The sequence below is a fragment of the Paenibacillus andongensis genome, assembly GCF_025369935.1.
Lineage (GTDB): Bacteria > Bacillota > Bacilli > Paenibacillales > NBRC-103111 > Paenibacillus_E > Paenibacillus_E andongensis.
On the sequence record NZ_CP104467.1, the window covers coordinates 2,530,464 to 2,554,171 of the forward strand.

A 23,708-nucleotide genomic window follows, 5' to 3' on the forward strand; every position below is an offset into this window, starting at 1 on the left:
TTAACATTTTTCCAAAGGAGGAAATGTAAAGATGAAAGCTAGAATTCGTTTGCGCTTGGGTAATTTAATGATGGTTTTGATGATGGTGGCTTTGCTTATTATTCCTTTCAATATGGCTCAAGCGGCAACAAGTGGCATGGCTTGGCCAACTGCAAACACGGCCGTTTACACAACTGGTACAGGTGGAGTCTGGTATCCACGGATGCTTCAGGTGAGCAGCAGCAACTTACTAGTTTCCTTTGATTCTACAGCTGACGGAGGTTTTACCAAAGTCAAGTTAGCGAAAAGCACAGATGGAGGCCTTACATGGGGGGCACCTATTACAGCCGTTTCAGATGCGAGCGGGGATGTTGGCAACGGTCAAATGCTTCAATTAACCAATGGAGACATTTGGTTGGCATATCGCTTGGTCGTACACTCAGGCAGCACATACACCACTTATTTGAAAGTTAGAAAGAGCAGTGATGGAGGCAGCACTTGGTCTGATCTGGCAAACGGACAAATAGCGACCGAATCGGAAACCTCCTTCACTGGGGTATGGGAGCCATTCCTCGGTTATGTGGGAAGCACGATTTCCGTCATGTATGCGGACGATAGTTCAGCTGTTGTCGGTACCTCGGGGAAGCAAAAATTGTTGATGAAAACTTGGAACGGAAGCGGATGGAGCAGTGCGTCAGTTGTCAGCGACGGGGTAGCTAATGCTTCCAGAGACGGGATGCCTGTTTTTACAAGGATGGCAGACGGCAGGTACATTGTGATATTCGAAGCTACGGACGTTAGCGGGCATCCATTTGGAATCAAATATAAAATTTCCAATGATGGCGTAGACTGGTCAGGCACACGGCAAACCATGTTTATTCCAACGAATGCAGGAAAAAAAGCCGGCGCGCCGTATGTCGTCAAACTAGGTGATGGCAGATTAATGGCCAGTTTCCAAACGGATGATTCCAGCGCCAATACGGGCGACAATTATTCTTCGATGCGAACGATGATCAGCTCCGATAACGGATCGACTTGGGGTTATTTGTATAATGTATTCCCTGTATCGGATACGACGTTTTCCAACTGGAATTCATTAATGGTTGTAGATACGACTCGAGTTATGGCAGTCACATCCGCCAACTTCCCAAGTACCGGTATTTACTTGCGTACGGGAAATGCAGGGACTCCTTCCAACGTGAATCTTGCTGATAATTGGGGTTTTGAAACGGCGAATGTGAACGGATGGGCGCCTTCGGGAGCCGATTATCCTAACCGGATTCACATTCATGGACTTAATGACGGTATTTCACGTGCACCTGGTGGTGGAAACTACTTCATCGGTCTTGCTGGAACCAGTTCTCCAGGTACTGCCTATATTGGTCAGACAATCACAGGTCTAGACAGCGGTACCTACACAATGCGAGCGTATATTAGGAGCAGCGGCGGCCAAACGAGTAACTATATGGAAGTGAAAGACTTTGGCGGAGCTACGATGACAACTAATTTTCCCGTTACAGGAACTTGGACGCAGGTAACCATCTCTGGGATTAGTGTAACCAATGCACAGGCGACTATCGGTTTTTACGCTGCGAATACAAGCGATAGCCAATGGGCGGATATTGACAACGTTGAATTTTTCAAAACAGCTTCGACCACTCCGCTGAATGTCAATCTCACGAATAACTGGGGATTTGAAACGGCAAATGTGAACGGATGGACGACTTATGGGTCCGATTATCCAGATCGGATTCACATTCATGGCATTAACGACGGCATTGCGCGTGCACCTGGTGGAGGGAATTACTTCATCGGTCTTGCTGGCATTAGTTCACCAGGAACAGCTTATGTTGGCCAGACCATTACAGGTCTTCAAAACGGAACGTATACGATGCGAGCTTATTTGAGGAGCAGCGGTGGCCAAACCAGCAACTATATGGAAGTGAAAGACTATGGCGGGATTGCTCGCCAAACCAATTTCCCGGTTACTTCGACTTGGACGCAAGTGACGATCTCCGGTATTAGCGTTACTAGTGGTCAGGTGACCGTCGGATTTTTCGCTTCGAATAGCAGCAGCAGCCAATGGGCAGATATCGATAATGTTGAATTTTTTCGAACCAATTAAAGCGAAATAGGAGTGATCATCACAAGATGTCGACAAAAATGTATATAAAGGACTATCCAAGACCTCAGTTTGTACGAGAAGCATGGGATAGTTTAAACGGTGAGTGGGAATTCCGTTTTGATGACGGGAACGTTGGAGAGAAAGAAAAGTGGTACGAGGAGTTTGAGGGGGACCTCAAGATCATGGTTCCGTTCACCTATGAAACGAAGGCCAGCGGCATTGGTGAAGAGGTATTTCACCCTCATATATGGTATCACCGATCACTGGAAGTTCCGAAGGAAAAGGAAGGAAAACGGATCATCCTGCATTTTCAAGCGGTGGACTATCTAGCCAAATTGTGGGTGAACGGAACTTATGTAGGTCAGCATCAAGGTGGATACGCTGCGTTTTCATTTGATATTACGCCCTATATTCAATTTGGTCAGTCTAACAGCCTCGTCATGAAGGTAGAGGACAGCCAGAGCTGCACGCAACCACGCGGCAAGCAGCGTTGGGTGAACGACAATTTCGAATGCTTTTATGTGCAGACGACTGGAATTTGGCAAAGCGTATGGTTGGAGTATGTGGCGGAATCTTATATCAAGTCCGTGAAAATGACACCTGATCTCGACAGTCAATCGGTACGCTTTGAATACCATACGCATTGTGAATTAGAGCAGGGGCAGCTTCGCTTAGAGACGCGAATCAGTTATAAGGGGAAGATCCTCAAACAAACCGCTTTGATCGTGGATCGGCCTTGGCTGCAATTGGAGGTAGATTTGCTGCATGAAGCGAATGGTCCGTGGAAGGTAATCAAATGGTCTCCGCAAAGTCCGAACTTATACGATGTGGAATTTGTTTTAATTAAAGATGACGTCGTCATCGACCATGTGTATGCTTACTTCGGCATGAGGAAAATCTCCATAGAAAAAGGAAAAGTTCTCCTTAATAATATTCCGATTTATCAGCGGTTAATTTTGGACCAAGGGTACTGGCCCGACAGTCATTTGACGCCGCCTTCGGACCAAGCATTGATAGAGGATATCGATGCTATTCTCGCCATGGGATACAACGGGGTGAGGAAGCACATGAAAATTGAAGATGCGCGGTTCCTATATTGGTGTGATGTCAAAGGGCTTTTGGTATGGTCTGAGATGGCAGCCACCTATGAATTTAATGATGAGGCAGTTGAGACCTTCACCAAGGAATGGATCGAGATTGTAAGACAGCAGTATAATCATCCGAGCATCATCACGTGGGTGCCTTTTAATGAGTCTTGGGGCATCATGCAAATTTTGACTGACCGTAAGCAGCAGAAGTTCACTGAAGGTATCTATCATTTGACCAAATCGATGGACCCGAATCGTCCTGTCATCACAAATGACGGATGGGAACATACCGTTTCAGATATTTTGACGTTACATGATTATGTGGAAAGCGGTACGGAATTCCTTCAGCGTTATGCGGATAAATCCCCTATCGTAAACAACGAATGGGCGTTCAATAATGGGAAATATGCCCTAGCCCAAGGATACACGTATCGTGGACAGCCAATCATCATTAGCGAATTTGGAGGGATCGCTTTCCAAACCGATAAAGGCTGGGGGTATGGCAATCAGGTCGTGACGGAAGAGGCCTTTGTTGAGCGGTTCCGGGGCATTACCCAAGCGATTAAGGATATCGACTACATATGTGGGTATTGTTATACGCAGGTGACGGATGTCCAGCAGGAAATGAACGGACTGCTCACTGAAGACCGGAAACCGAAGATTCCACTCGAGCTTATCAAAGAAATTAACCTCGCTTAAAAGTTAACCAAAAGAGGTGTTGAGTATGGAATATAGAAGACTTGGACGTACGAACTTAAACGTTTCTTGTGTTGGATTCGGTGGCGCACCGATGGGACTGGATAACTATTTGGAGCCTTATGAAGCAACGAAAAGTCGTGACGTGGTTATCGATTCGCTTCATGCTGCGTTGGACAAGGGAATTAATTATATCGATACGGCACAGGGATATAGAAATGGGCTAGGCGAAAGTATTATTGGAGCTGTGTTGAAAGAACGCCGTCACGATGCGTATATAGCTACAAAAGTTCCCTCGCATTTTGGTTATGATGATGTGATTCGATCCGTCGATGCCAGCTTGAAGCATCTTCAGACCGATTACATCGACGTCATGCAGTTCCATGGAGGGTATTTAACGGAAGAGGATTATCACCGAATTGTGAATGACGGACCGTTGGATGCACTAAAAGTATGTCAAGAACAAGGGGAAATACGTTACATAGGAATCACGAATGAAGTTCCTGATCACGTATTGCTTTGGTCCATTCGTTCTGGATTTTTTGATGTCATTCAAGTTCGGTATAATCTCTTTTATCAGGGTGCTGCAGATCCAATTATTCCGGAAGCCGCTAAGCATGACGTTGGAGTCGTCGTCATGAGGCCGCTGACGAGCCAATCCCTTTATCGTTTTATGAAGCGCGTTGCGCCAGAGTCACTTGAGACGATCAATCCTCATCAGATTGCCTTAGATTTTGTTCTCTCTAATCCCGATGTTTGCGTTGCCATATGTGGTATGCGGACCATTCAAGAAGTCTTGGATAATGTCAGTACTGTGGATGAAAAAGAATGGCGCTGGGATTTTAAGCTTGATCGCGGCCAAGGCGGAGTCCAATTTTGATTCACAAGCCAGAAGCCATTTGAAAGTGGATCTAGTTGTAATCAATTAAAGACGAAAAAACCAGCAACTTTAACAAAAGTTTGCTGGTTTCTTCTGTCTATTGGGTTTTACTAAATATCTTTCGAAAGTCGCTTGGTCTCACACCGGTTTTAGTTTGGAACAGGTTCGAAAAATAATGCGGATCGACATATCCAAGCTTATAAGCAATATCGCTTATGGTCAGTTGTGTGTCAAGCAGCATCCGTTTAGCGGATTCTAGCTTTTTTGTGATGACATAGTGATAAATGGTCGTTCCGAGATCTCTTTTAAATAAGCGATTCATTTGTTTATTCGAGAGGCCAATAAGTGAAGAGAGCTGAGTCGAGTCGAATGGATGCAGGATACTGTTATCCAAATACTGCTTTATAGCTTGAACCGTTGATGTTAAAGCATCTCCTCCTTTACGCAATGTTTCAGAGAGGCTGACGATGATTCGCATAAGAATGACCTGAAGCTCGGTTTGCAAGACCTCAACTGACTTTTGCTTAGCCGCTTCAATAGCCTCTATAAACAAATATTCCAACCCGCTATCCTGCGTCACGATATGAGGAAGCAGTTGATAAGCTTCAAGCATCTTTAGAATCCAGTTTCCGCTAATGTTTAGCCATATATAGCTCCATTGCTCCTGGTGATCAATATCGGAGGCAACTTCATGGAAGCAGCCTGCTGGAAGGATAAATACGTCTCCCTGACGAGCCATATGGGAGTGGGTACCGACCTTAACACAGCCTTGCCCTGAAAGTACAAAACCGAAAACTGTAATTTTTGCAAGCTTCCGAATATTGCTGTAATCCGGTTCACAGTGATTAATCCCCAAGAACTGCACACTCAGAGGAGGAGGCTCTCCTACTGAAGGCAGGTGATAAACGGGTCCAGTCTTGCCGTGTTTATTCAACATCGTCATGCATGCCAGACTCGAGGCATCGCCATAGACTCTTTGCCTAGCTCTGCCCATACATATTTCAACAAAAGCTCTGATTTTAAGGATTGGCACTCTGGATTATTCCATAAGTTACGGATTTCGCCCGGATCCTCCTGCAAATCAAAGATTTCACCATAAGTTTGGTTATAGTACACGGTAATTTTATACCGTTCATCAACATACGTTTTTTGATGAATCGTCGTCGGGGTATGGCGAAACTCGCAGATGGCATGATCCCTGACTTGGCTCTTCTGACCGCACCATACTTGTGATTGATCCAAACCTGTCATATGGTGGGGAATCGAAATGCCACATAGAGATAAAAAGGTAGGGGCCAAATCTACCAATGACTGAATGGCAGGCGAGGTTACCCCAGCTGGAACTTGACCAGGATACCGGACGATAAATGGAATTTTGATAAGGTCTTCGTAATGAAAGCCTCCTTTGGCCTGAAGGCCATGTTGACCAAAGAAGTGCCCATGGTCTGTTGTAAATACAACGATCGTATTGTCTGCAAGCCCCAGCTCATCAAGCTTGTTGAGAATATTTCCAATGTATTTGTCCATTAGACTGATCATGCCATAGTAGGTTGCTACCAGCTGTTTGCGGTCATGATCGGAATATAGCTCCGAGTGGGAATGATATCCGTGTACGGCAAAATCCCCTTCATTCCAGGGTTCAAAATCCGGGTGCTCCATTTGCGTTAAATGAAAATGAGGCGGATTGTGATCATGCTCGCCGGGCGTAACGACAGGAATGGTCAGCTGTTTCGGGTCATACATCGTATCCCACGGTTCAGGTACCAAATAATCCGGGTGAGGATCAAAGAAGCTGGACCAGAGGAAGAAACCTTGATCGTCTTCTTTATATTGCTCCAAAAGAGCGTTGGTCCTTTCTGCTATCCAGGTATTGTAGTGATATTTTTCAGGGATAGGCCATTTATGGAGAAGGGAACGATCCATCGTACCTGTTGGCGGCAGGAAATAGTCACGCCAGTTCAAACAGCCCTTTTCTTCCATCCAAAGTGCGTAATGTTGGCCGACATGTGACTCATTCGTATGATTACGTGCTAACTCTACATGATCAAAACCGTAAAAGGGCCCGTTATTTTCCTTCCAAAAATCAAGATCCTGTAAGATCGGATAAGCCTCGAGAGATGGATATTGCTCAGTTGATGCTAACGGCTGAAAATGAGCTTTGCCTACGAGAGCAGATCTGTAACCGGCTTCACGGAAATCTTCTCCTACCGTATGAACATTCTCTAACAGCTTCGTGCCTAATGTCCATGCTCCGTGTTGGCTTGGATACATGCCGGTAATGATGGAAGCCCTAGTCGGAGTACAAGTGGGATTCGGACAATACGAACGTGTAAATGTAGTTCCTTCCTTCACCAGACGATCCAGATTCGGTGTCTTCATTTCTGAATTAAAAGCACCTAGCGTATTCCAATGCTGCTGATCGCTAGTGATTAACAAAATATTAGGTTTCTTCATCCGGCATTTCCTCCAAGAAATATATTTATATTTTAAGAATAAGGTCGTAAGCGTAGATTGGAAATATCAGAACTTTGGTTTCGTTTAACATTTTGTTAGGTTTAACTATCTTGAGTTGATCGAATAAAAGGAATAAGATGGAGTGGAAGAGCTTTGAGTTATAACCAAGTTTTGAGGTGAAAAAACACCATGCAGGAATTTGCCCACGAATATGCACAACAACTTTATTTGAACCCGAGTGAGTTTATTAAAATGAGTGGTTTGTGGTGTCTCCGCCTTGGGCATAACGTTGCCAAACCTAACTATCAGGTCGGGCCTAAAAGAATCGAATGTTACAGCCTTCATTTCGTGGTTGAAGGTCAATTACTGCTTCAATATGAAGACCGGGATGCGATTCTCAAACCTGGCGACATTTGCTGCTTCTTCCCGGATGAATCGTATTCATACCGCATCTACGAACCGGAAAAGACCTTAAAACTTATTTGGATTGCCTTTCAAGGTCCCCAGGCTGCTCCTCTGCTGCAATCGCTAGGACTAACTCAGACCACTCCCATTCTGCGTGCAAGATGCAGCAAGGAAGTTTGGACTAAACTATATGCATTACTTCATTTTATCTCGGATCAACCGGATAGCGTTCAGGATATCGGCTTCTCATTAGATCTGCAGGAAAAGCTATATGCTGTCTTTGCTGTGCTTATGAAAGAGGAAAAGGCGATTAACGATGCCAAAGGTATTGTAGATGACATACCATGGCTGAAGCGTTCACTAGATTTTATGCAATTGCATTATATGGAAGGAATCAGCATCAAGGAGGTCGCTGAGGTGGCGGGGGTACACAGATCTTACTTCTCGGATATATTCAAGAAAATGATAGGCGTATCCCCTAACCGCTATTTGTACCGGCTAAAAATGGAAAAGGCGGCAGCGTTGATCTCATTAGGAGATAGGAATATAACAGAGGTCGCTTATACGGTCGGCTATCCAAGCCTATATTCGTTCTCACGAGCTTATAGCAATTATTATGGCTATTCTCCAGGCAGCAAGCGGTAATAGAAATGTCCCTTTTCCTCACCTGACGAACCGCTTTCTCTATTAAGAGTTTGTATAAAGCACGATATACTTATCATAAAAACACAACCGACTCGTGAACGCGCTTTCTCAATTCGTATATGAAAGGAACAAAAAATGAAGAGTGATTTTATCATGCAGCCTCCGCATCCTGAAACGGAATGGTCCGCCTGTACAGGCTATTCTGAATCGGCAGTATTCATAGAACCAATTATAGATGTCTCCTTAAGAGATGCCAGTATATGCACCGGGCCGGATCATAGGTACTATTTGACCGGAACGACAGATGGCTCAAGCGTGCAGGTATGGACATCCGCAGATTTAAAGTCATGGACGGGGCCAGCCGCAGTGTGGAGCTTGGAGCAAGACGGAACGTGGCAAAAGGAGAGCACGAGCCCAACTGGCATAAGTGCGCCGGAAATCCGCTATGTGAAAGGAACGTTCTGGGTTACATATGGGTTAACGCAAGGCGGCACTGGCTTGCTCAAAAGCTTGTCCGCCTCTGTGATGGGGCCATACGAGGATATGGGAAAGATGACGGCTGACGGGCAGGATGCCTCCTTATTTGAGGATGAGGACGGAGCTGTATATTGGGTTTATAGCAATGGCAAGATTGCTCGGATGAATGAGGACATGACCGGACTTGCGGAAATTCCCCGGATGGTTGAAGTGCAGCCTTGGAGGGTTGCGGGGCGGGAGGATCATCCATCGTACATACGGAATCTGCAGGTAGGAGATTACGGGGCTTTTTTATACAAGCGGGATGGGTACTACTATATGTTCTGTGCAGATGCGCTTGAGAGGATGGGAAGCGATGCTGTAGATACTTTTGTAGCGGTGAGCCAATCGATCTATGGTCCGTACAGCCGGCGGTATTTGGCACTGCCCCATGGGGGGCAAATGACTTTATTTGACGGACCGGAGGATCGGCTCTACGCATCTTTTACGGGCTGTGGCAGCTATTCGCCGGTCGAGCATTACCCCTCCGTTGTGGCGATGACGTTAGAAGGCCCTGGATTTATTAGACCGACGAAGGAAGTGATACTTGAGAAAGGCGCCGTGGGAAGTCTCAAGCCCGTAGCGGACTTTCCGATTCGGGATCCTCATATTAGCACAGGCCCGGATGGGACGTATTATATGACGGGGACTTCTGATGAGCCGCATCGCAATTTCTGGGACCGGAATAACCAGCTTCACCTGTGGCGCTCTAAAGATTTGAAGGAATGGCACCATGTGGCGAAAGTATGGGATTTATCCGAGAACGGTACATGGGAGAACAACATGTATAAGAATCCGTGTCTTTGGGCGCCGGAGATGATCTATTTGTACGGAACGTTCTGGATCACTTATTCTCTTCAAGGCGGAGGCACCGGGATGATTAAAAGCGTATCCGGACACGCGGAAGGCCCCTATATCGATATGGGACGCATGACGAATACGGATATCGATTCCAGTCTGTTCCTAGATGAGGACGGCGAGGTGTATTTTGTATGGCAGGACGGGAAAATAGCCCGGATGAAAAAGGATATGACAGGCTTCGCGGAAGATCCCCGCAAGCTGCTGTGCTCAGACGGACAGCGCGTAGGATATGAGGGGGCTTTTATCGTGAAGTACAAAGGGAAGTATATTCTTGGTGCGGCGGAATGGAGTGGCGACAAGCGGGTGGACGGCACTTATGATTTGATGTATGCCACCTCTGAGAACGTTTACGGCCCATATACCCCAAGACGGTTGGCGGTGCCCCATGGAGGCCACGGAACGATGTTCATCGATCGTGACGGCAGACTCTTGTCCACCTTTTTTGGAAACGATCGAACGGCTCCGTTTCGAACCCGTCCGGGAATCGTTCTGCTTCGGGCCGAAGAAGATGAACAAGGGCTATGCATAGCGCCTTGTTGTGAGTAATATATAAGCATGAATCAAGCTCGGGCTCCGGGCTGGGTTCATGTTTTTTTCTAATCCAAGCGCAAATGGAAAGGAGCCCCAGTCCATGAAGTTTTCCTCCTTGAAAAAGTTGATTTCACCCACGGTAAGCATCCAGGGGAAAATCTTCGTTGCTTTCAGTCTGGTTACGCTGCTTGGCATCGTGGCCGTGACGAGTATTGTTTATTTGTACATGAGAGAAACGGTTAAGAACAATGCGATTACTTCCGTTACGGAAAGCATCCGGCAGGCGGATGAGTCTTTAAATCTCCGACTGGAGGAAGTTAGCCGATTAAATACGGTGGTCGCCACGAATAAAACCGTGCTTGATACGTTGCTTAGCAAGACCGAGGAACCAAGTTACGAGTGGTTTCAGGAGCAAAAACGGATCGAGGAGTTTTTATCCGCATTGATTGCCTACAAGCCGTACATTTCACGCGTTGCCGTCATTGGCTTGAACGAGAAGGTGTTTTTCGTCGGCTCCCCTTGGCTCGACAAGAATGTGTTATTTACTCCGATGATGGACAATTTGCTTCAAAATGGATCGGGCCATGCCTATTTTCATCAAACCGGCTCCAGCAACTCCATTGTTACCGGGCGTGAACTCCGCTATAACCGGAATTTAATCGGTATGGTGATGTTCGACCTGAATGACGAGATCATTAAGAAAATTTATGATGTCAAACCTACATCGGACAGCATGTTATATGTCGTAGACAGGAAGAAGGAATTCATTTATCAACCGGACACAAGCGTTCTTGATAAGGAAACGATTATTCGGCTTAATCAGGAGCTCGGCGGTACGGACGGTTCGGTTGAAAGGATCATTAACCAAACTTCGTATCTAGTCGTCATGCAGAAATCGGATTATACAGGGTGGTCCACGCTTGCACTTGTTCCTATGAAATCGCTCCTGACGGAAACGGCGCGGATCCGCAATGTATTAGCCACAGTAGCTATTATAGTGTTCATCATTATCGTCATCGGTACTTTACAGGTTTCCTCTAGAATGACAAGAAATATTCGAAGGCTGAGATCGATGATGATGCATGTCATGGAAGGCAATATGACGCTGCCGCCTGTCGAAATTCATTCCAAGGATGAAATTGGTCAGCTTTATCATGTTTTCAAAAGCATGGTAGAGGAATTAAAGCGTTTACTTGAGGGCATCGTGACGACCGAGAAGGAAAAACGTGAAGCGGAGCTGGCTGTTTTACAGGCTCAAATCCGCCCTCATTTTCTATATAACACACTGAATACGGTTAAATATTTGGCCAAGCTAAACGGGGTGCCGAATATTGTTGAGGTATCCAAATCCTTGATCGAGCTCATGCGCGGTGTACTCGGAAATACGAATGAATTTCTCTCACTGCAAGAAGAGCTGCAGTATGTCCGCAGTTACGTAACGATTGAAAAGTACAAATATGTGGAACCTATCCATTTGAAGATAGAAGTCGAAAATGAAGAGCTTTTACAGCTCAGCGTGTTGAAGCTGATGCTGCAGCCTCTTGTGGAAAATGCCATCATACACGGGCTATCCTCCTCGCAGCAGGAGGGCTTGGTGCTGATTCGCATTTATGAGGAAAGCAAGGAACTGAGAATCGAAGTTCGAGATAATGGCAAGGGCATGTCGAAGGAACAGATCGATGCGCTGTTTGAAGTAAATAAAAATACACGCTTCAGCGGCATGGGAGTCCGTAACGTGCATGAGCGCATCGTTCGACTGTTCGGGGAGCCTTACGGCGTGTTTCTCGATAGTGAGCCTGATGCGTATACCACCGTGCAGATCAGATTTCCATGGTTGGATCGAATTGGACAGGAGGAATGAAGAATGTTTGAGGTCTTACTGGTTGACGATGAGGCGTTGGCACGCAACGATGTCAAGAGTATGTTGGACTGGGAAAAGCATGGGTTCACCATATACGGTGAAGCACAGAACGGTGCTATAGCCCTCTCCATGATGGAGCAGCATACTCCGCATATTGCAATTTTGGATGTGAGCATGCCGAATATGAATGGGGTCGAATTGAGCCGTATCATCAAAGACAGATTTCCGAAGGTTAAAATGATCATGCTCAGCAGCTTTGACGATTACGATTATGTTCGAACTTGTCTCATGAATGGGGCTATGGATTATTTGCTCAAACATCGCTTGAACGCGGGAGCACTTTTGGCGCTTCTGGATAAAGCGGTCCTGGATCTGAAGAGTGAAGAACGGGAGCATGAAGCTCGCAGTGCTCAAACCAAAATAATTGAAAGCCTTAGCCCGGTTATTCTTCGCGAGCATGTGGCGAATTTGGCCAGAGATGTGCAAGAAGCAGGTGAAGCGCTGCAGACATTTGCACGGGACAATGATCTCTATACGCATTGCGTCAATTTTGTAACCGCTGGTGTACAAATTGTGCCTTTTCTGCTGTTGACTGAGTTGTTTACCGACGTACAAAAAAATCGGTTCGTGCAGCAAGCAACAGACGTGATGCAGATGGCGATTGGCGACGTTCAGAAACGGACGGTAGGTTATGTGGGGGAGGGGCGATTTATTGTCCTGTTTTCTTCGGAGGATCGAAGCGAGCATGCGTTTACAACCCAAATCAATCAAGCCATGAGCGCCCTTTCCCATTCCCTTGAGAAATTCCTTAACTTAAAATGTGTCTATACCGTGGGGGCGTTATGCGGAAGTTTAAAACAGCTTGGCGCCAGTTATCGCAAGGTTGATCAGGATATGAGCGACATTTATTATCAAGGCTCGAACACATCCATTCTGAGGGATTCGCTGTTTATTGAGGAGCAGAAGCAATTGCTCCTTTACCTAGAGCAGATAGACGGGGAAAGAATCAACCATACAATTTCAACCATTTTTTCCGCTGTAAGGAACCAACCTATCTACGCGATAACGGTACAAGTTATTGTAAGCGAAATGCTTCATCTTGTTGAAATATCTTTGAAGCGGCAATTTTCGCATATAACCATCGAAGATAACCAGCTCATCCCCTCGCGAAATGAACTTGGGCGAATGAGAAGCGTTTCCGAGCTTGAGCAGTGGCTGTTAGCGTACTACGAGCGTATTGTTGAGATCATTAAGAAACAGCAGTCAGGAGGCCCCTATTCGCGTCATATTGCCAAAGCCGTTCAATTTATTACGGACAACTATGCCGCCAACATTTCATTGGACAGCACAGCCAGTGCCCTGAATCTAAATCCTTCTTACTTAAGCAGGTTGTTCAAAGAGGAAACGCAAATGACGTTCACGGAGTATTTAAATCGAGTTCGCATTAAAAAAAGCTGCATGCTCATGGAATCCGACACTTATGCGTTGAAACAGATTAGCCATGAGGTCGGCTTTTTGAGTTACACGTACTTTTTTAAAGTGTTTAAAAGTATAACAGGGATGACGCCTCAAGCGTATATCGATAACCTGAAACAGTCAAAAAAGTAGAATGGAATGTCATATAAGTTGAATCAGCGGGGAAATGTCTTTATTTATAATGAGATTACCCCTTAGAAAACGCTTTCTTAACAGGGTGAAAACAACGCGATCGGAGGAAAGAAAGAATGAAAAGAAATTGGGGGACGGTACTGCTTTCTACTTTAGTTGTTTCCAGTATGACACTAGCTGCCTGCAGCTCAGATACAGCTAGTAAAGAGAAAGAGGGAACACCCAAAGCAGATGACGCAAAAAGTGTGTCTTCAGCTGGATTTCCTATTGTCAAAGAGCCGCTTAAATTAAAGATGTTCACCAGAATTGCGCCAAGCAATGGGCCCTTTAAGGATATGCCGGTGTTCCAGGATTATGAAAAAATGAGCAATATTCAGGTAGAATTTATCGAAGCGCCAACGGATGGTTTTGCTGAGAAAAAGAATCTGTTGTTTGCATCGAATGAGCTCCCTGATGCTTTATACCGCTCTGGCCTTACACAGTTAGAGGCAATTAAATACGGTTCAGGCGGTCAATTAATCCCGCTCGAGAAGCTGATTGATTCTTACGCTCCAAACCTTAAGAAGTTAATGGAAACGTATTCAGAGATTCGTTCCGCCATTACAACACCCGAAGGCCATATTTATGCCATTCCGGGTATCGTGACCGTCAACGCCGCCAGAACCGATAAAAGATGGATGAATCAAGCATGGCTGAAGAAACTGAACCTGAAGGAACCTGAGACTACGGATGAACTGTACGAGGTGTTGAAGGCTTTCCGGGATAAAGATCCTAACGGCAACGGCAAACAAGACGAGATTCCGATGACTGCACGGAACGACAAATTATCTATCATTCCGCAAATGGCCGGATCCTTTGGATTGGATCTTCAGTTTGGTTATAACATTAACTTAGAGAATGACAAGGTTAATATATGGATGGGTAACGATCGGAATAAAGAGTTATTAATGTTTTTGAACAAGTTGTATTCGGAAAAACTGCTCGATCAGGAGCTGTTTACACAGAAGGAAGCTCAATATCTGGCCAAGCAAGGGTCAGGAAATACCGGCTTCTTCTTTGATCAAACGAACAATCCGATGCTCGATACTAAAGTTGCAAATCAATATATAGGCATAGCCCCGTTCAAGGGACCGCATGGTGACAGAATGCAGAGTAATGCAGCTCCAGTACCGAGAGACTTTGGAGCTTTCGCCATCACCCCGGTTAACAAGAATCCGGAAGCGACGATGCGTTGGATCGATTATTTCTTCAGCGACGACGGATCCACCTTACTGCGATTTGGTCGTAAAGGCGAGAATTATGAATTGCGGGATGGGATTCCTTATTATACGGATGCCTTCTTGGCGACTGGCAATCAATCCAAAATCACCCCATATGCCGGAGGCGGAGCGCCGCATCTGATCAGCGAGAAGGTAGCGTCGTACATCAATCCACTGCAGGTTCAAGAAGCTCAAAAGAAACTGGATCCGTTCATGCCGAAGGTTAAGTACGCACCACCTATGTTCGATGAACAAACGGCTCAAAAAATCAATGTACTGCGGAACGATATTGATAAATACTACGAGGAGCAGAGCACTAAGTTTATTGTTGGCGCGCTTAGCTTCGATAAGTGGGGCGAATTCCAGGCTACTTTGAAGAAATTGAAAATTGATGAGCTGCAGCAACTGTACCAAGCTACTTACGATAACCTCAAAAAGCAAAAATAAGCACTGCATGACGGCTGGAGGGCTACAGATGAAGAGTACGGCAAATACGGTGGTCGTTGCGTCTCGATTCAAATCGAGGCGCTCCAGCCTCCTTAAATCGATCGTTAGTCGGTACGATCTCTACTTGATGCTACTTGTTCCTATCGTATGGTACCTTGTATTCCATTACGGGCCTATGTATGGTTTGCAAATCGCGTTTAAAAACTTCAGTCCAATCAAGGGTATTCTTGGCAGCAAATGGGTAGGCTTGGATCATTTCGAACGCTTTGTAGAATCCTACTATTTCTGGAGGCTGCTCTGGAACACCATTTCGATTAATTTGTTTTCCTTATTTTTTGCTTTTCCTGTTCCGTTAGTTCTGGCCTTACTTGTTAATGAAATCCGCAACAAAGGTTTCAGCAAAATTGTGCAAAACATTACGTATATCCCTCATTTTATTTCAGTTGTCGTCATGGTGGGCATGTTGATGCTGTTTTTATCTTCGAGAGGAGGTCCTGTGAATACGATCATTCAAGCATTCGGCGTGTCGCCAGTGCGATTTATGGAATCAGCGGGCTGGTTTAAGCCAATCTTTATCAGTTCCAATATTTGGCAAAATATGGGATGGCAATCGATCATTTATATTGCGGCACTTGCCGGAGTGAACCCGCAACTGTATGAATCGGCCAAAATGGATGGAGCAAGTCGATTGCGGCGTATTTGGCATGTATCCGTTCCAGGCATCCTTCCTGTTATCGTCATCTTGCTTATTCTCGATATCGGCCAACTTATGAATGTCGGCTTTGAAAAAATATTGTTAATGCAAAACAATCTGAACTTGGAAGCGAGCGATGTCATATCTACCTTTGTCTATACCAAAGGTATTCTTCAAGGAGAGTACAGCTATACGGCCGCAATAGGCTTGTTTAATTCGATGGTTAACCTGACGCTTCTTATGCTCGTCAATCGTTTTGCCCGTAAAAAGGCCGAGACAAGCTTATGGTGAGGAGGGGCAATGTGATGAGGGAGCAAACGCTCAACCGAAAGAAATCGGATGAAAAAATATTCGATATCGTAGTCAACATATTGGCGGCCCTTATAGTGGTAGTCGTGCTGTACCCGTTAATTTTTATTGTAAGTGCATCCTTCAGCGATCCTGCTCTGCTGCTGAATGGCGAAGTGATTTTGCTGCCTAAACATATTACTTTAGAGGCATACAAGAATGTATTTCAGAACGATCAAATATGGCATAGCTATGGCAATACCATTTTGTACACAATTGTAGGAACGTCGATCAATCTTCTAATGACGACATTAGCAGCCTACCCGCTATCAAGACCGGACTTGCCTGGGCGGGGAGGTATTATGTTTTTTATAACGCTTACGATGTTTTTCAGCGGCGGTATTATTCCATCGTATCTCATCGTGAAACAATTAGGAATGGTGGATACGATGTGGGCGCTTGTCTTCCCGGGCGCAATCGCTACCTATAATTTGATTGTGATGAGAACCTATTTTCAAACTAGCATCCCTTGGGAGATCCAGGAGGCGGCTCATATCGATGGCTGTTCGAACTGGAAGCTATTGACACATGTCATATTGCCGCTTTCCAAGCCGATCTTGGCGGTTATGGTCCTGTTTTACGCAGTAGGTCATTGGAATTCGTTCTTCAATGCCTTGATCTATATCCGCAGCAAGGATTTGTTCCCTCTTCAGCTAGTGATGCGTGAAATGCTGTTGATTAGTCAAGCGGATTCATTTGATAGTAGTGCGGATCTGGTAGACAAAGTGCTGCTGGCAGAGAGTATCAAATATGTGGTGATTATTATTTCCAGCTTGCCGGTACTGCTGATGTATCCTTTTGTACAAAAGCATTTTGTGAAGGGCGTTATGATTGGTTCATTAAAAGGATAACGGATGGAAGGAAGCGTTGTGTTCATGCAAGCAAGAGCTAAGATCCAGGTAAATACGAATCAAGTCGGTAAAGACAGAATTAATCCTTATCTATTCGGACATTTCGTGGAAGATATCCGTGATCATATGGATGCCATGTTGGCTTATCCTCTTGCGGATATGGATTTTGAAAGTAATGACGTGACGTATAGAGGGCTTTCTGGAAGTTGGCGCCCTTACACGAATGGGAAAAGCACCATGTATACCCTTGAGCCTGCTGCTGCGCATCATTCCGGTCACAGTCAGCGGATTCGAATCTATAGCGACGACGAGGCATATGCAGGTATAAGCCAACCGATTGCAGTGAAACAAGATCTGCAAGGCTTTAAGTTGGCGCTGTATGCAAGAGCTTCCATTGAAATCAAGTTTGTTGCAGCGGAGATTGTGGATGTAACGAGTGGTGAGGTGCTGGGACGAGCGCGAATCGATATCGATAGTCATAATTGGAAGCATTATGAAGTACTTCTGAAGGTACAAAGGGATTGTGAGCTGGCTGAGTTCAGGTTATATGTACCTTCGGATCATGAACGCTGGCTGGATCATGTATCCACGGGGATGCTTTGGATCGATCATATTTCGCTGCTCCCTTCTGATAGTAGCGGCAATGTTCGCAAGGAAGTTATGGATATGACCAGAGAATTAAACGCCGGCATGATGCGGCTTGCTGGGAATTATATCAGTGCCTATCATTGGCAGCAGGCGATCGGTCCTGTATATGAGCGCCCTTGTGTCATTAATGAAGCATGGGGGGGCTGGACGAATAAGTATTTCGGTACGGATGAGTTTATTGCGTTTTGCCGGGAGTTGAAAGTCGAGTCTCTCATCTGTGTAAACGATGGTTCAGGCACACCGGAAGAAGCGGCCGAGTGGGTGGAATATTGCAATGGCGATGTGACTACGCCGATGGGAAAATTGCGAGCCGAGAATGGGCATGCCGAGCCGTATGGTGTGAAATATTGGGAGATCGGCAATGAGGTATGGGGGGCATGGCAGGTCGGCCATTGCAGCGCTGAGCAATTCGCAGAACGCTACATGCGATTTGCCCAATCCATGAAGGCTGTCGATCCCGGAATTACGTTGTTGGCATGCGGGGATGACAAAATGGATTGGAACAAGACATTACTGGAACGGGCAGCTGAGCACATCGATTATTTAACCTTGCATTTGTATCACGGATGCAACCGTTTTGGGATGAATAATCATACACCAAGCGAAGAACGTTACAAGGCAATGGTCTCTTATCCGGAATGGACGAGGGAAACTGTACGGCAATTGAGGGAATTGTTCGGATTATCAGACCGGTATGCCCACCTGAAATTGGCGGTAACGGAATACAACACCATGTATTATCCGAATACCATCCGTAAAGGTCTGCCCAATGAACACACCCTTGAAGCAGCAGCTGCGAATGCAGCGAATTTGAATGAATTTATCCGAAATAGCGATTTGATCGAGATCGGCAGCTTTTCCGACTTAGTCAATGGTTGGCTTGGCGGATGCATCCGAGTAGGGGATTTCTATGCGGATCAGTTTCGCGGGAAATCCTCAGGAAGAAGCGAGAATTCCTTATCCGTTTATGGCACTCCAACTTATTATGTTATGAAAATTTATGCAAACCGAGACTTGGGCTATGTTGTTCAGAGTCATACTGAATGCGGCAGCTTTAAGGTCAATAGCCTTGTGTCTGCTACGCCACAGCTTGATAACCTGCCGAATTTGGACGTCGTGGCTTGTATGAATGTTCGTGGAGATAAGTTGACGGTTTTTATGGTGAATCGAAGTCTCGAAGATACCATGACGGAAGTGCAGCTGGACGGATTTGCAGAGTCGGGCACAGCCCATCTGTTGGAATTAACTGCGGACGATTATGCATGCATAAATAGTGCGCAAAATCCGGATAACGTGGTCTGCGAAGCCCATGAGTTGCCCTTTTTGAAAAGTCAAGTGACCTGCCAACTGAAGGCGTCTTCCGTCTACGTATTGGAAATCACTCGCTGTGTTCGTGAATTCTAATTGATAGGAGCTGATAATAAATGAATAAATGGTTGACGGGACTTCTTGCTCTTATTTTCATCTTGTCTTTTCCGGCCTCAGGATTCGCTTACAGCAATCCGCAAACCGTACCCGACTCATGGCGTTGGGATAATGGGAATTTTTATGGGGAAGGCGACCCGTTCATTTTGAAATTTAACGGAGTCTATTATCTATACACCAGTACGGTGGATGATAAGCCAGGTGTGAAGGTGTGGTCATCGGAAGATCTGGTGCATTGGGAATATCGCGGACTGTGCGCTACGGAACCGGTTACGAAAGGAGCCTATGCCCCAGAAGTTGTTTACTGGAACGGTGATTTTTACATGTATACGGCTCTGCTTCGGGATGATCCCGGCACCACACAGCGCGGTCATCGCGTTCTGAAGAGCTCTAGTCCAACAGGTCCTTTCACGGCCCAAACAGGCAACAAGGTAGATGGTATTGATGGAGACGTATTCATTGACGATGACGGACGATGGTACTTCTACAGCACGGGTAACGGCAATATCGACGTACGTCCGATGTCCGATCCGTATACGTTTGGTGAGAAATCGAATACCGGAGCCGTAATGAAGGGTTGGACCGAAGGTCCGACGGTCATCAAACGCAATGGTAAATACTATATGACGTATACCGGAAATCACGTATGGAGCAATGCCTACAGGGTGGATTATGCGAGCAGCTTAAACCCGGTTACAGGCTTTGAGCCGGCCGCATCCCAGAACCCTATTCTTCTCGACGCGGAAGGAGATCATGTAGGTCTTGGGCATAACTCCATCGTTCGAGGTCCCGATTTGGATTCCGATTATATCGTATACCATAGTCATGCGAACCCTGGGCGAAATCTGAACCTGGACCGGATCGTTTGGAATGGTGACAAAATGCTCGTTCTGGGTCCTACAACATCCGAACAACCCGACCCGGCAATGCCTGAGTTCAGTGACAGGTTCCAAAGGAATGGATTGGGCGATGATTGGAAGGTTGTAGGCGGAGGCAATTGGGGAATCCGGGACGGCAGCACATTGTATCAAGATGCTATGGGGGAACCGGAACAATCTCATATGCTTTTATCCCAGAAAACAACGGATGATAACTACACAGCAGAGTTCAACTTGAAGCAAGTAGAGCAGGGGGACAGCGCGAATCCGCTGATGGGTGCAGTATTCTCCTACAAAAATGATAAAAATTACGGTGTTGCCGTACTTAACGGCAAACAAAATCGTTTGGAGACTATGTTCCGCGTAGATGGGAAGGATATAGACCGAATAACGACCCCACTTCCAGATGGCTATGATTATACGAAATGGCATCAGATTCGTGTGGAGAAGGAAGGCTCCGTCTATTGCATCTATGTTGACGGCATGCTGAAGCAAACCCGATCTGTCGAACGTCTTGGCAAGGGCAAGATCGGTTACACGACAACGGATACGCATGCAGACTTCGGATATGTCGCGTTTAGCAACAAAGTGGGTGGTAACAGCGCTAATACCGCTTACAAGCCGATTCCCGGTGAGATCCAGGCCGTCCATTTCAATCCGAAAGGCAATGGCAAGTCCGATTCCGATCATATCAGTGTCTCCGAAGCTACATATGGAGGTCATTATGTTGCATCTTTCAATAAGGGCAATTTGCAATATGATGTAAATGTATCTGAAGCGGGAACTTATAATGTTGTGATCAGATATGCCGCCGGAGCCGATGCGCGAGTGAAGCTTGAACTCGATGACTCGACTGAATTGACGGAGTCGGTACGACTCCCTTCGACTGGCGGCGTGGATCAGTGGGACAATCTTGTGATCCGGGATATTCAGCTTCCGCAAGGAATGCAAAAGCTCAAAGTGATAGCCGTCGGGGGAACGTTCGATTTTGCATCTATGAAGTTCAGCCATTCTGTTGCAACGACACCCATTTCCGATGATTTCAATGACGGCGACGATCGTGACTGGAAGAAATTCGAACAGGGCTGGCGGGTAGATACCGGGGATGCACCTCCGTTTGATCTTCCCAAGCCGGTCCCGGGCATCATAGAAGCGCCTTTCTACAATACGGGCGGTGAAGGGGTAGGCTACCATGACAACACTTCCGATAACATCGGAGGTGCCTATCGAGGCGATTCCGTCGATATCCGAACGAACAGCAATTTCAATGGGCTAAATGTCGGATGGAACCAAGCCGGCGAATGGCTCAAATACAACATTGATGTGAAAAGCTCCGGAATGTACAGGGTCGAAGTAACCGCAGCAACCACGTTCAAAGATAATCAAGCTCGTATATGGCTGGACGATCATACGGACCTGACCGGTGCGATCAATATACCGAGTACCGGGGGCTGGAACACTTGGCAGACAACGCTTTCACCAAGCTTCATTCTGCCGGAAGGGCAGCATACGATAACCTTCGAAACGGTTAAAGGCGAGTATGATTTCGCGAGGCTGAAATTCGTATCCTTCGACGTTCCCAAATCTGTTCCCGGTATTGTTGAAGCCGTTCATTATAACACGGGTGGTGAGGGTGTTGGCTACCACGACAATACGCCTACGAATATCGGCGGTCAATATCGCAGCGACACGGTTGACATTCGCGTCAATCCGAAAGGCGGCTGGAACGTCGGTTGGAACCAGACGGGCGAGTGGTTGAAGTATAACGTTGGTGTTGCCAAGTCCGCTGTTTATGACGTTAGTGTCCGGATCGCAACGGCGCTTAACGGCGGGAAAATCCGTTTATGGCTGGATGATACGACCGATTTGACCGGTGTCGTGGATATCCCCAATACCGGAGGATTTAATAACTGGAGAAATGTCAAGCTAGGAGACTTAACGCTGCCGGAAGGCGACCATACAATCAAGCTTGAAATCGTTCAGGGCGAGTATGATCTGGCAAGCCTCTCGTTCAATACGATAAATGAATTCAAGACACTTCCAGGAACCGTTCATGCCGTGGATTACATGAATGGAGGAGAAGGGGTCGCATACCATGATAACACGCCGGATAACATTCGTGGTCTATACCGTACCGATGACATCGATATCCGGATGCTGCCGGAAGGGTACACGACGGGTTGGAACCAGACCGGCGAATGGTTGAAATATAAGGTGAATGTCACCGAAGCCGGTTCATACAAGCTGGATTTGAGAGTGGCTACGGCCATGGATAGCGGCCAAGTTAGATTTTGGCTGGATGATACGACCGACCTTACAGGAATCATCCATGTTCCGAATACCGGCAATTTCCAAGAGTGGATGACAGTAACGAAAGAAGGGGTTGCCCTTCCCGCAGGCAATCACACCATCAAGGTGGAAATTGTAACTGGTGAATTTGACTTTTACAGCTTCCGTTTCCACAATGACCCGATCGTTCCCAAACAAGGCTCATATAAATCCCAACTGAAAGGGTATCCGAAATCGGTCATTGGCGACAGCAGATGGTCGGACTATAGCGTGGAGACGGATATCAAATTAAGCTCAAATACTCAAGGAGAAGGTAACGCTGGAATTATTTTCCGAGTAAACAATCCTGCTGATGGATCGGAATTGGGACAGAACAGAAACGATTTCCTTCAGGGTTACATCGCATACCTGGCCGCAGACGGTGTGCATCTGGGCAAATTTAATTATAGCTTCCAGCACTTGACCGCAGCGGCGCTAACCGGCACGGTTGGGAATTGGCAGCATATGAAGGTAGTTGCGAGTGGCACGAGGATAAGAGTTTATGTAGGGGACATGGAAAAACCCCTTATTGATTACACAGATCGGAGCGAGACGGCTTTCACACATGGCAACATAGGGGTTAGAAGTTTCAACAATGAAAGCTTTATCGATAACTTCAAAGTGATGCCGAATCCCGCGGAATAAAAATCACCCTCTTTCTGGCTGTCTGGCTAGAAGAGGGTGATTTTTCTCGCTGCTTAGGAAATTCGAATCGTCTAAGGATATAAATAGAAACAGCGGTAGCTGAGGATTAAAGTTAACTCCTGGGCTTCCGCTGTTTTCGAGAATGTTCTTTACCCATAATAAATGGCATGATAAGGGAATTCCAGCCTCTTCATTCGATAATCCTTCGGTATTAAAGATATACACTCACGAAATACTTTACCGAAGTAGCAATCAGCCATCACCGGAGAGCCGATTCTGCGTCACATGGCTTATGAATTTCCCGAAGCATGTATGGAGACCGTCGTCGATCAATTCATGCTGGAAAGCACTCTACTAGTTGCACCCGTTGTAGTGAAGGGCATGAGGACCCGAATTGTGATGTTCCCATTCGGTACTTGGATAGGGGATGACGGTAGTATCGTGGAGGGACCAACGAACCTGCAAATTGATGTGCCACTCGGCAGACTTCCTTGGTACAGGAAGCGTTAAATCATCGAGAAGGGGTCAATGGTTCT

15 protein-coding genes are annotated in these 23,708 nt (G+C 46.2%); 13 read left to right on the forward strand and 2 right to left on the reverse strand.

Annotated features, from left to right (window positions below; translation table 11 throughout):
• The first annotated feature begins 31 nt into the window (after positions 1–31).
• The 3 genes from NYR53_RS11350 to NYR53_RS11360 are packed head-to-tail and all read left to right on the forward strand — an operon-like array spanning position 32 to position 4,768.
• Positions 32–2,104 (forward strand): sialidase family protein, encoded by a 2,073-nt coding sequence (locus tag NYR53_RS11350; protein ID WP_261305258.1) that lies wholly within the window; start codon positions 32–34, stop codon positions 2,102–2,104.
• Between the two features lie 26 nt (positions 2,105–2,130).
• The gene (locus NYR53_RS11355; protein WP_261305259.1) at positions 2,131–3,891 is read left to right on the forward strand and encodes a glycoside hydrolase family 2 protein; all 1,761 of its coding nucleotides are present in this window, start codon (positions 2,131–2,133) and stop codon (positions 3,889–3,891) included.
• A gap of 25 nt (positions 3,892–3,916) precedes the next feature.
• Entirely contained in the window at positions 3,917–4,768 is an 852-nt protein-coding gene (locus NYR53_RS11360; RefSeq protein ID WP_261305260.1) for an aldo/keto reductase, read from the forward strand.
• 97 nt (positions 4,769–4,865) lie between these two features.
• On the opposite strand, the gene NYR53_RS11365 is transcribed toward NYR53_RS11360, so the two are convergent.
• Both NYR53_RS11365 and NYR53_RS11370 read right to left on the reverse strand, forming a co-directional pair.
• Entirely contained in the window at positions 4,866–5,711 is an 846-nt protein-coding gene (locus NYR53_RS11365) for an AraC family transcriptional regulator (RefSeq protein ID WP_261305261.1), read from the reverse strand.
• Positions 5,708–7,222, reverse strand: a complete 1,515-nt coding sequence (locus NYR53_RS11370) for a sulfatase family protein (protein WP_261305262.1) — start codon at positions 7,220–7,222, stop codon at positions 5,708–5,710. Before NYR53_RS11370 ends, NYR53_RS11365 begins: the two co-directional genes overlap by 4 nt.
• 189 nt (positions 7,223–7,411) lie before the next feature.
• On the opposite strand from NYR53_RS11370, the gene NYR53_RS11375 reads away from it, so the two are divergent.
• The 10 genes from NYR53_RS11375 (at position 7,412) to NYR53_RS11420 (ending at position 23,682) form a co-directional block, all read left to right on the forward strand.
• Positions 7,412–8,272 carry an AraC family transcriptional regulator gene (locus NYR53_RS11375; protein ID WP_261305263.1) on the forward strand — a complete coding sequence of 287 codons (861 nt, stop codon included), beginning with the start codon at positions 7,412–7,414 and terminating at the stop codon, positions 8,270–8,272.
• Between the two features lie 135 nt (positions 8,273–8,407).
• Complete coding sequence (locus tag NYR53_RS11380; RefSeq protein WP_261305264.1) at positions 8,408–10,195, forward strand: family 43 glycosylhydrolase; 1,788 nt, start codon at positions 8,408–8,410, stop codon at positions 10,193–10,195.
• Positions 10,196–10,280: 85 nt separating this feature from the next.
• Positions 10,281–12,041: a cache domain-containing sensor histidine kinase gene (locus NYR53_RS11385; RefSeq protein WP_261305265.1), complete on the forward strand. Its 1,761-nt coding sequence runs from the start codon at positions 10,281–10,283 to the stop codon at positions 12,039–12,041.
• 3 nt (positions 12,042–12,044) lie between these two features.
• On the forward strand, positions 12,045–13,649 hold the full coding sequence (locus NYR53_RS11390; RefSeq protein WP_261305266.1) for a response regulator transcription factor: 1,605 nt from the start codon (positions 12,045–12,047) through the stop codon (positions 13,647–13,649).
• Positions 13,650–13,765: 116 nt separating this feature from the next.
• Positions 13,766–15,355: an extracellular solute-binding protein gene (locus NYR53_RS11395; protein ID WP_261305267.1), complete on the forward strand. Its 1,590-nt coding sequence runs from the start codon at positions 13,766–13,768 to the stop codon at positions 15,353–15,355.
• A gap of 28 nt (positions 15,356–15,383) precedes the next feature.
• Positions 15,384–16,340: an ABC transporter permease gene (locus NYR53_RS11400; protein WP_261305268.1), complete on the forward strand. Its 957-nt coding sequence runs from the start codon at positions 15,384–15,386 to the stop codon at positions 16,338–16,340.
• A gap of 14 nt (positions 16,341–16,354) precedes the next feature.
• Complete coding sequence (locus tag NYR53_RS11405; protein WP_261305269.1) at positions 16,355–17,248, forward strand: carbohydrate ABC transporter permease; 894 nt, start codon at positions 16,355–16,357, stop codon at positions 17,246–17,248.
• Between the two features lie 24 nt (positions 17,249–17,272).
• Positions 17,273–19,300 (forward strand): alpha-L-arabinofuranosidase family protein, encoded by a 2,028-nt coding sequence (locus tag NYR53_RS11410; protein WP_261305270.1) that lies wholly within the window; start codon positions 17,273–17,275, stop codon positions 19,298–19,300.
• A gap of 20 nt (positions 19,301–19,320) precedes the next feature.
• Positions 19,321–23,172, forward strand: a complete 3,852-nt coding sequence (locus tag NYR53_RS11415; RefSeq protein WP_261305271.1) for a carbohydrate-binding protein — start codon at positions 19,321–19,323, stop codon at positions 23,170–23,172.
• Between the two features lie 276 nt (positions 23,173–23,448).
• Positions 23,449–23,682, forward strand: coding sequence for a hypothetical protein (locus NYR53_RS11420; RefSeq protein ID WP_367618669.1), 234 nt, complete (start codon positions 23,449–23,451; stop codon positions 23,680–23,682).
• Positions 23,683–23,708 lie beyond the last annotated feature (26 nt).

What these genes read in the sequence shown, in the direction of transcription:
- NYR53_RS11355 (WP_261305259.1), top strand. Translation starts at nt 2,131, where the DNA reads ATGTCGACAAAAATGTATATAAAGGACTATCCAAGACCTCAGTTTGTA.
- NYR53_RS11380 (WP_261305264.1), top strand. Translation starts at nt 8,408, where the DNA reads ATGAAGAGTGATTTTATCATGCAGCCTCCGCATCCTGAAACGGAATGG.
- NYR53_RS11410 (WP_261305270.1), top strand. Translation starts at nt 17,273, where the DNA reads ATGCAAGCAAGAGCTAAGATCCAGGTAAATACGAATCAAGTCGGTAAA.
- NYR53_RS11375 (WP_261305263.1), top strand. Translation starts at nt 7,412, where the DNA reads ATGCAGGAATTTGCCCACGAATATGCACAACAACTTTATTTGAACCCG.
- NYR53_RS11390 (WP_261305266.1), top strand. Translation starts at nt 12,045, where the DNA reads ATGTTTGAGGTCTTACTGGTTGACGATGAGGCGTTGGCACGCAACGAT.
- NYR53_RS11395 (WP_261305267.1), top strand. Translation starts at nt 13,766, where the DNA reads ATGAAAAGAAATTGGGGGACGGTACTGCTTTCTACTTTAGTTGTTTCC.
- NYR53_RS11350 (WP_261305258.1), top strand. Translation starts at nt 32, where the DNA reads ATGAAAGCTAGAATTCGTTTGCGCTTGGGTAATTTAATGATGGTTTTG.
- NYR53_RS11415 (WP_261305271.1), top strand. Translation starts at nt 19,321, where the DNA reads ATGAATAAATGGTTGACGGGACTTCTTGCTCTTATTTTCATCTTGTCT.
- NYR53_RS11405 (WP_261305269.1), top strand. Translation starts at nt 16,355, where the DNA reads ATGAGGGAGCAAACGCTCAACCGAAAGAAATCGGATGAAAAAATATTC.
- NYR53_RS11385 (WP_261305265.1), top strand. Translation starts at nt 10,281, where the DNA reads ATGAAGTTTTCCTCCTTGAAAAAGTTGATTTCACCCACGGTAAGCATC.
- NYR53_RS11365 (WP_261305261.1), bottom strand. Translation starts at nt 5,711, where the DNA reads ATGACGATGTTGAATAAACACGGCAAGACTGGACCCGTTTATCACCTG.
- NYR53_RS11370 (WP_261305262.1), bottom strand. Translation starts at nt 7,222, where the DNA reads ATGAAGAAACCTAATATTTTGTTAATCACTAGCGATCAGCAGCATTGG.
- NYR53_RS11360 (WP_261305260.1), top strand. Translation starts at nt 3,917, where the DNA reads ATGGAATATAGAAGACTTGGACGTACGAACTTAAACGTTTCTTGTGTT.
- NYR53_RS11400 (WP_261305268.1), top strand. Translation starts at nt 15,384, where the DNA reads ATGAAGAGTACGGCAAATACGGTGGTCGTTGCGTCTCGATTCAAATCG.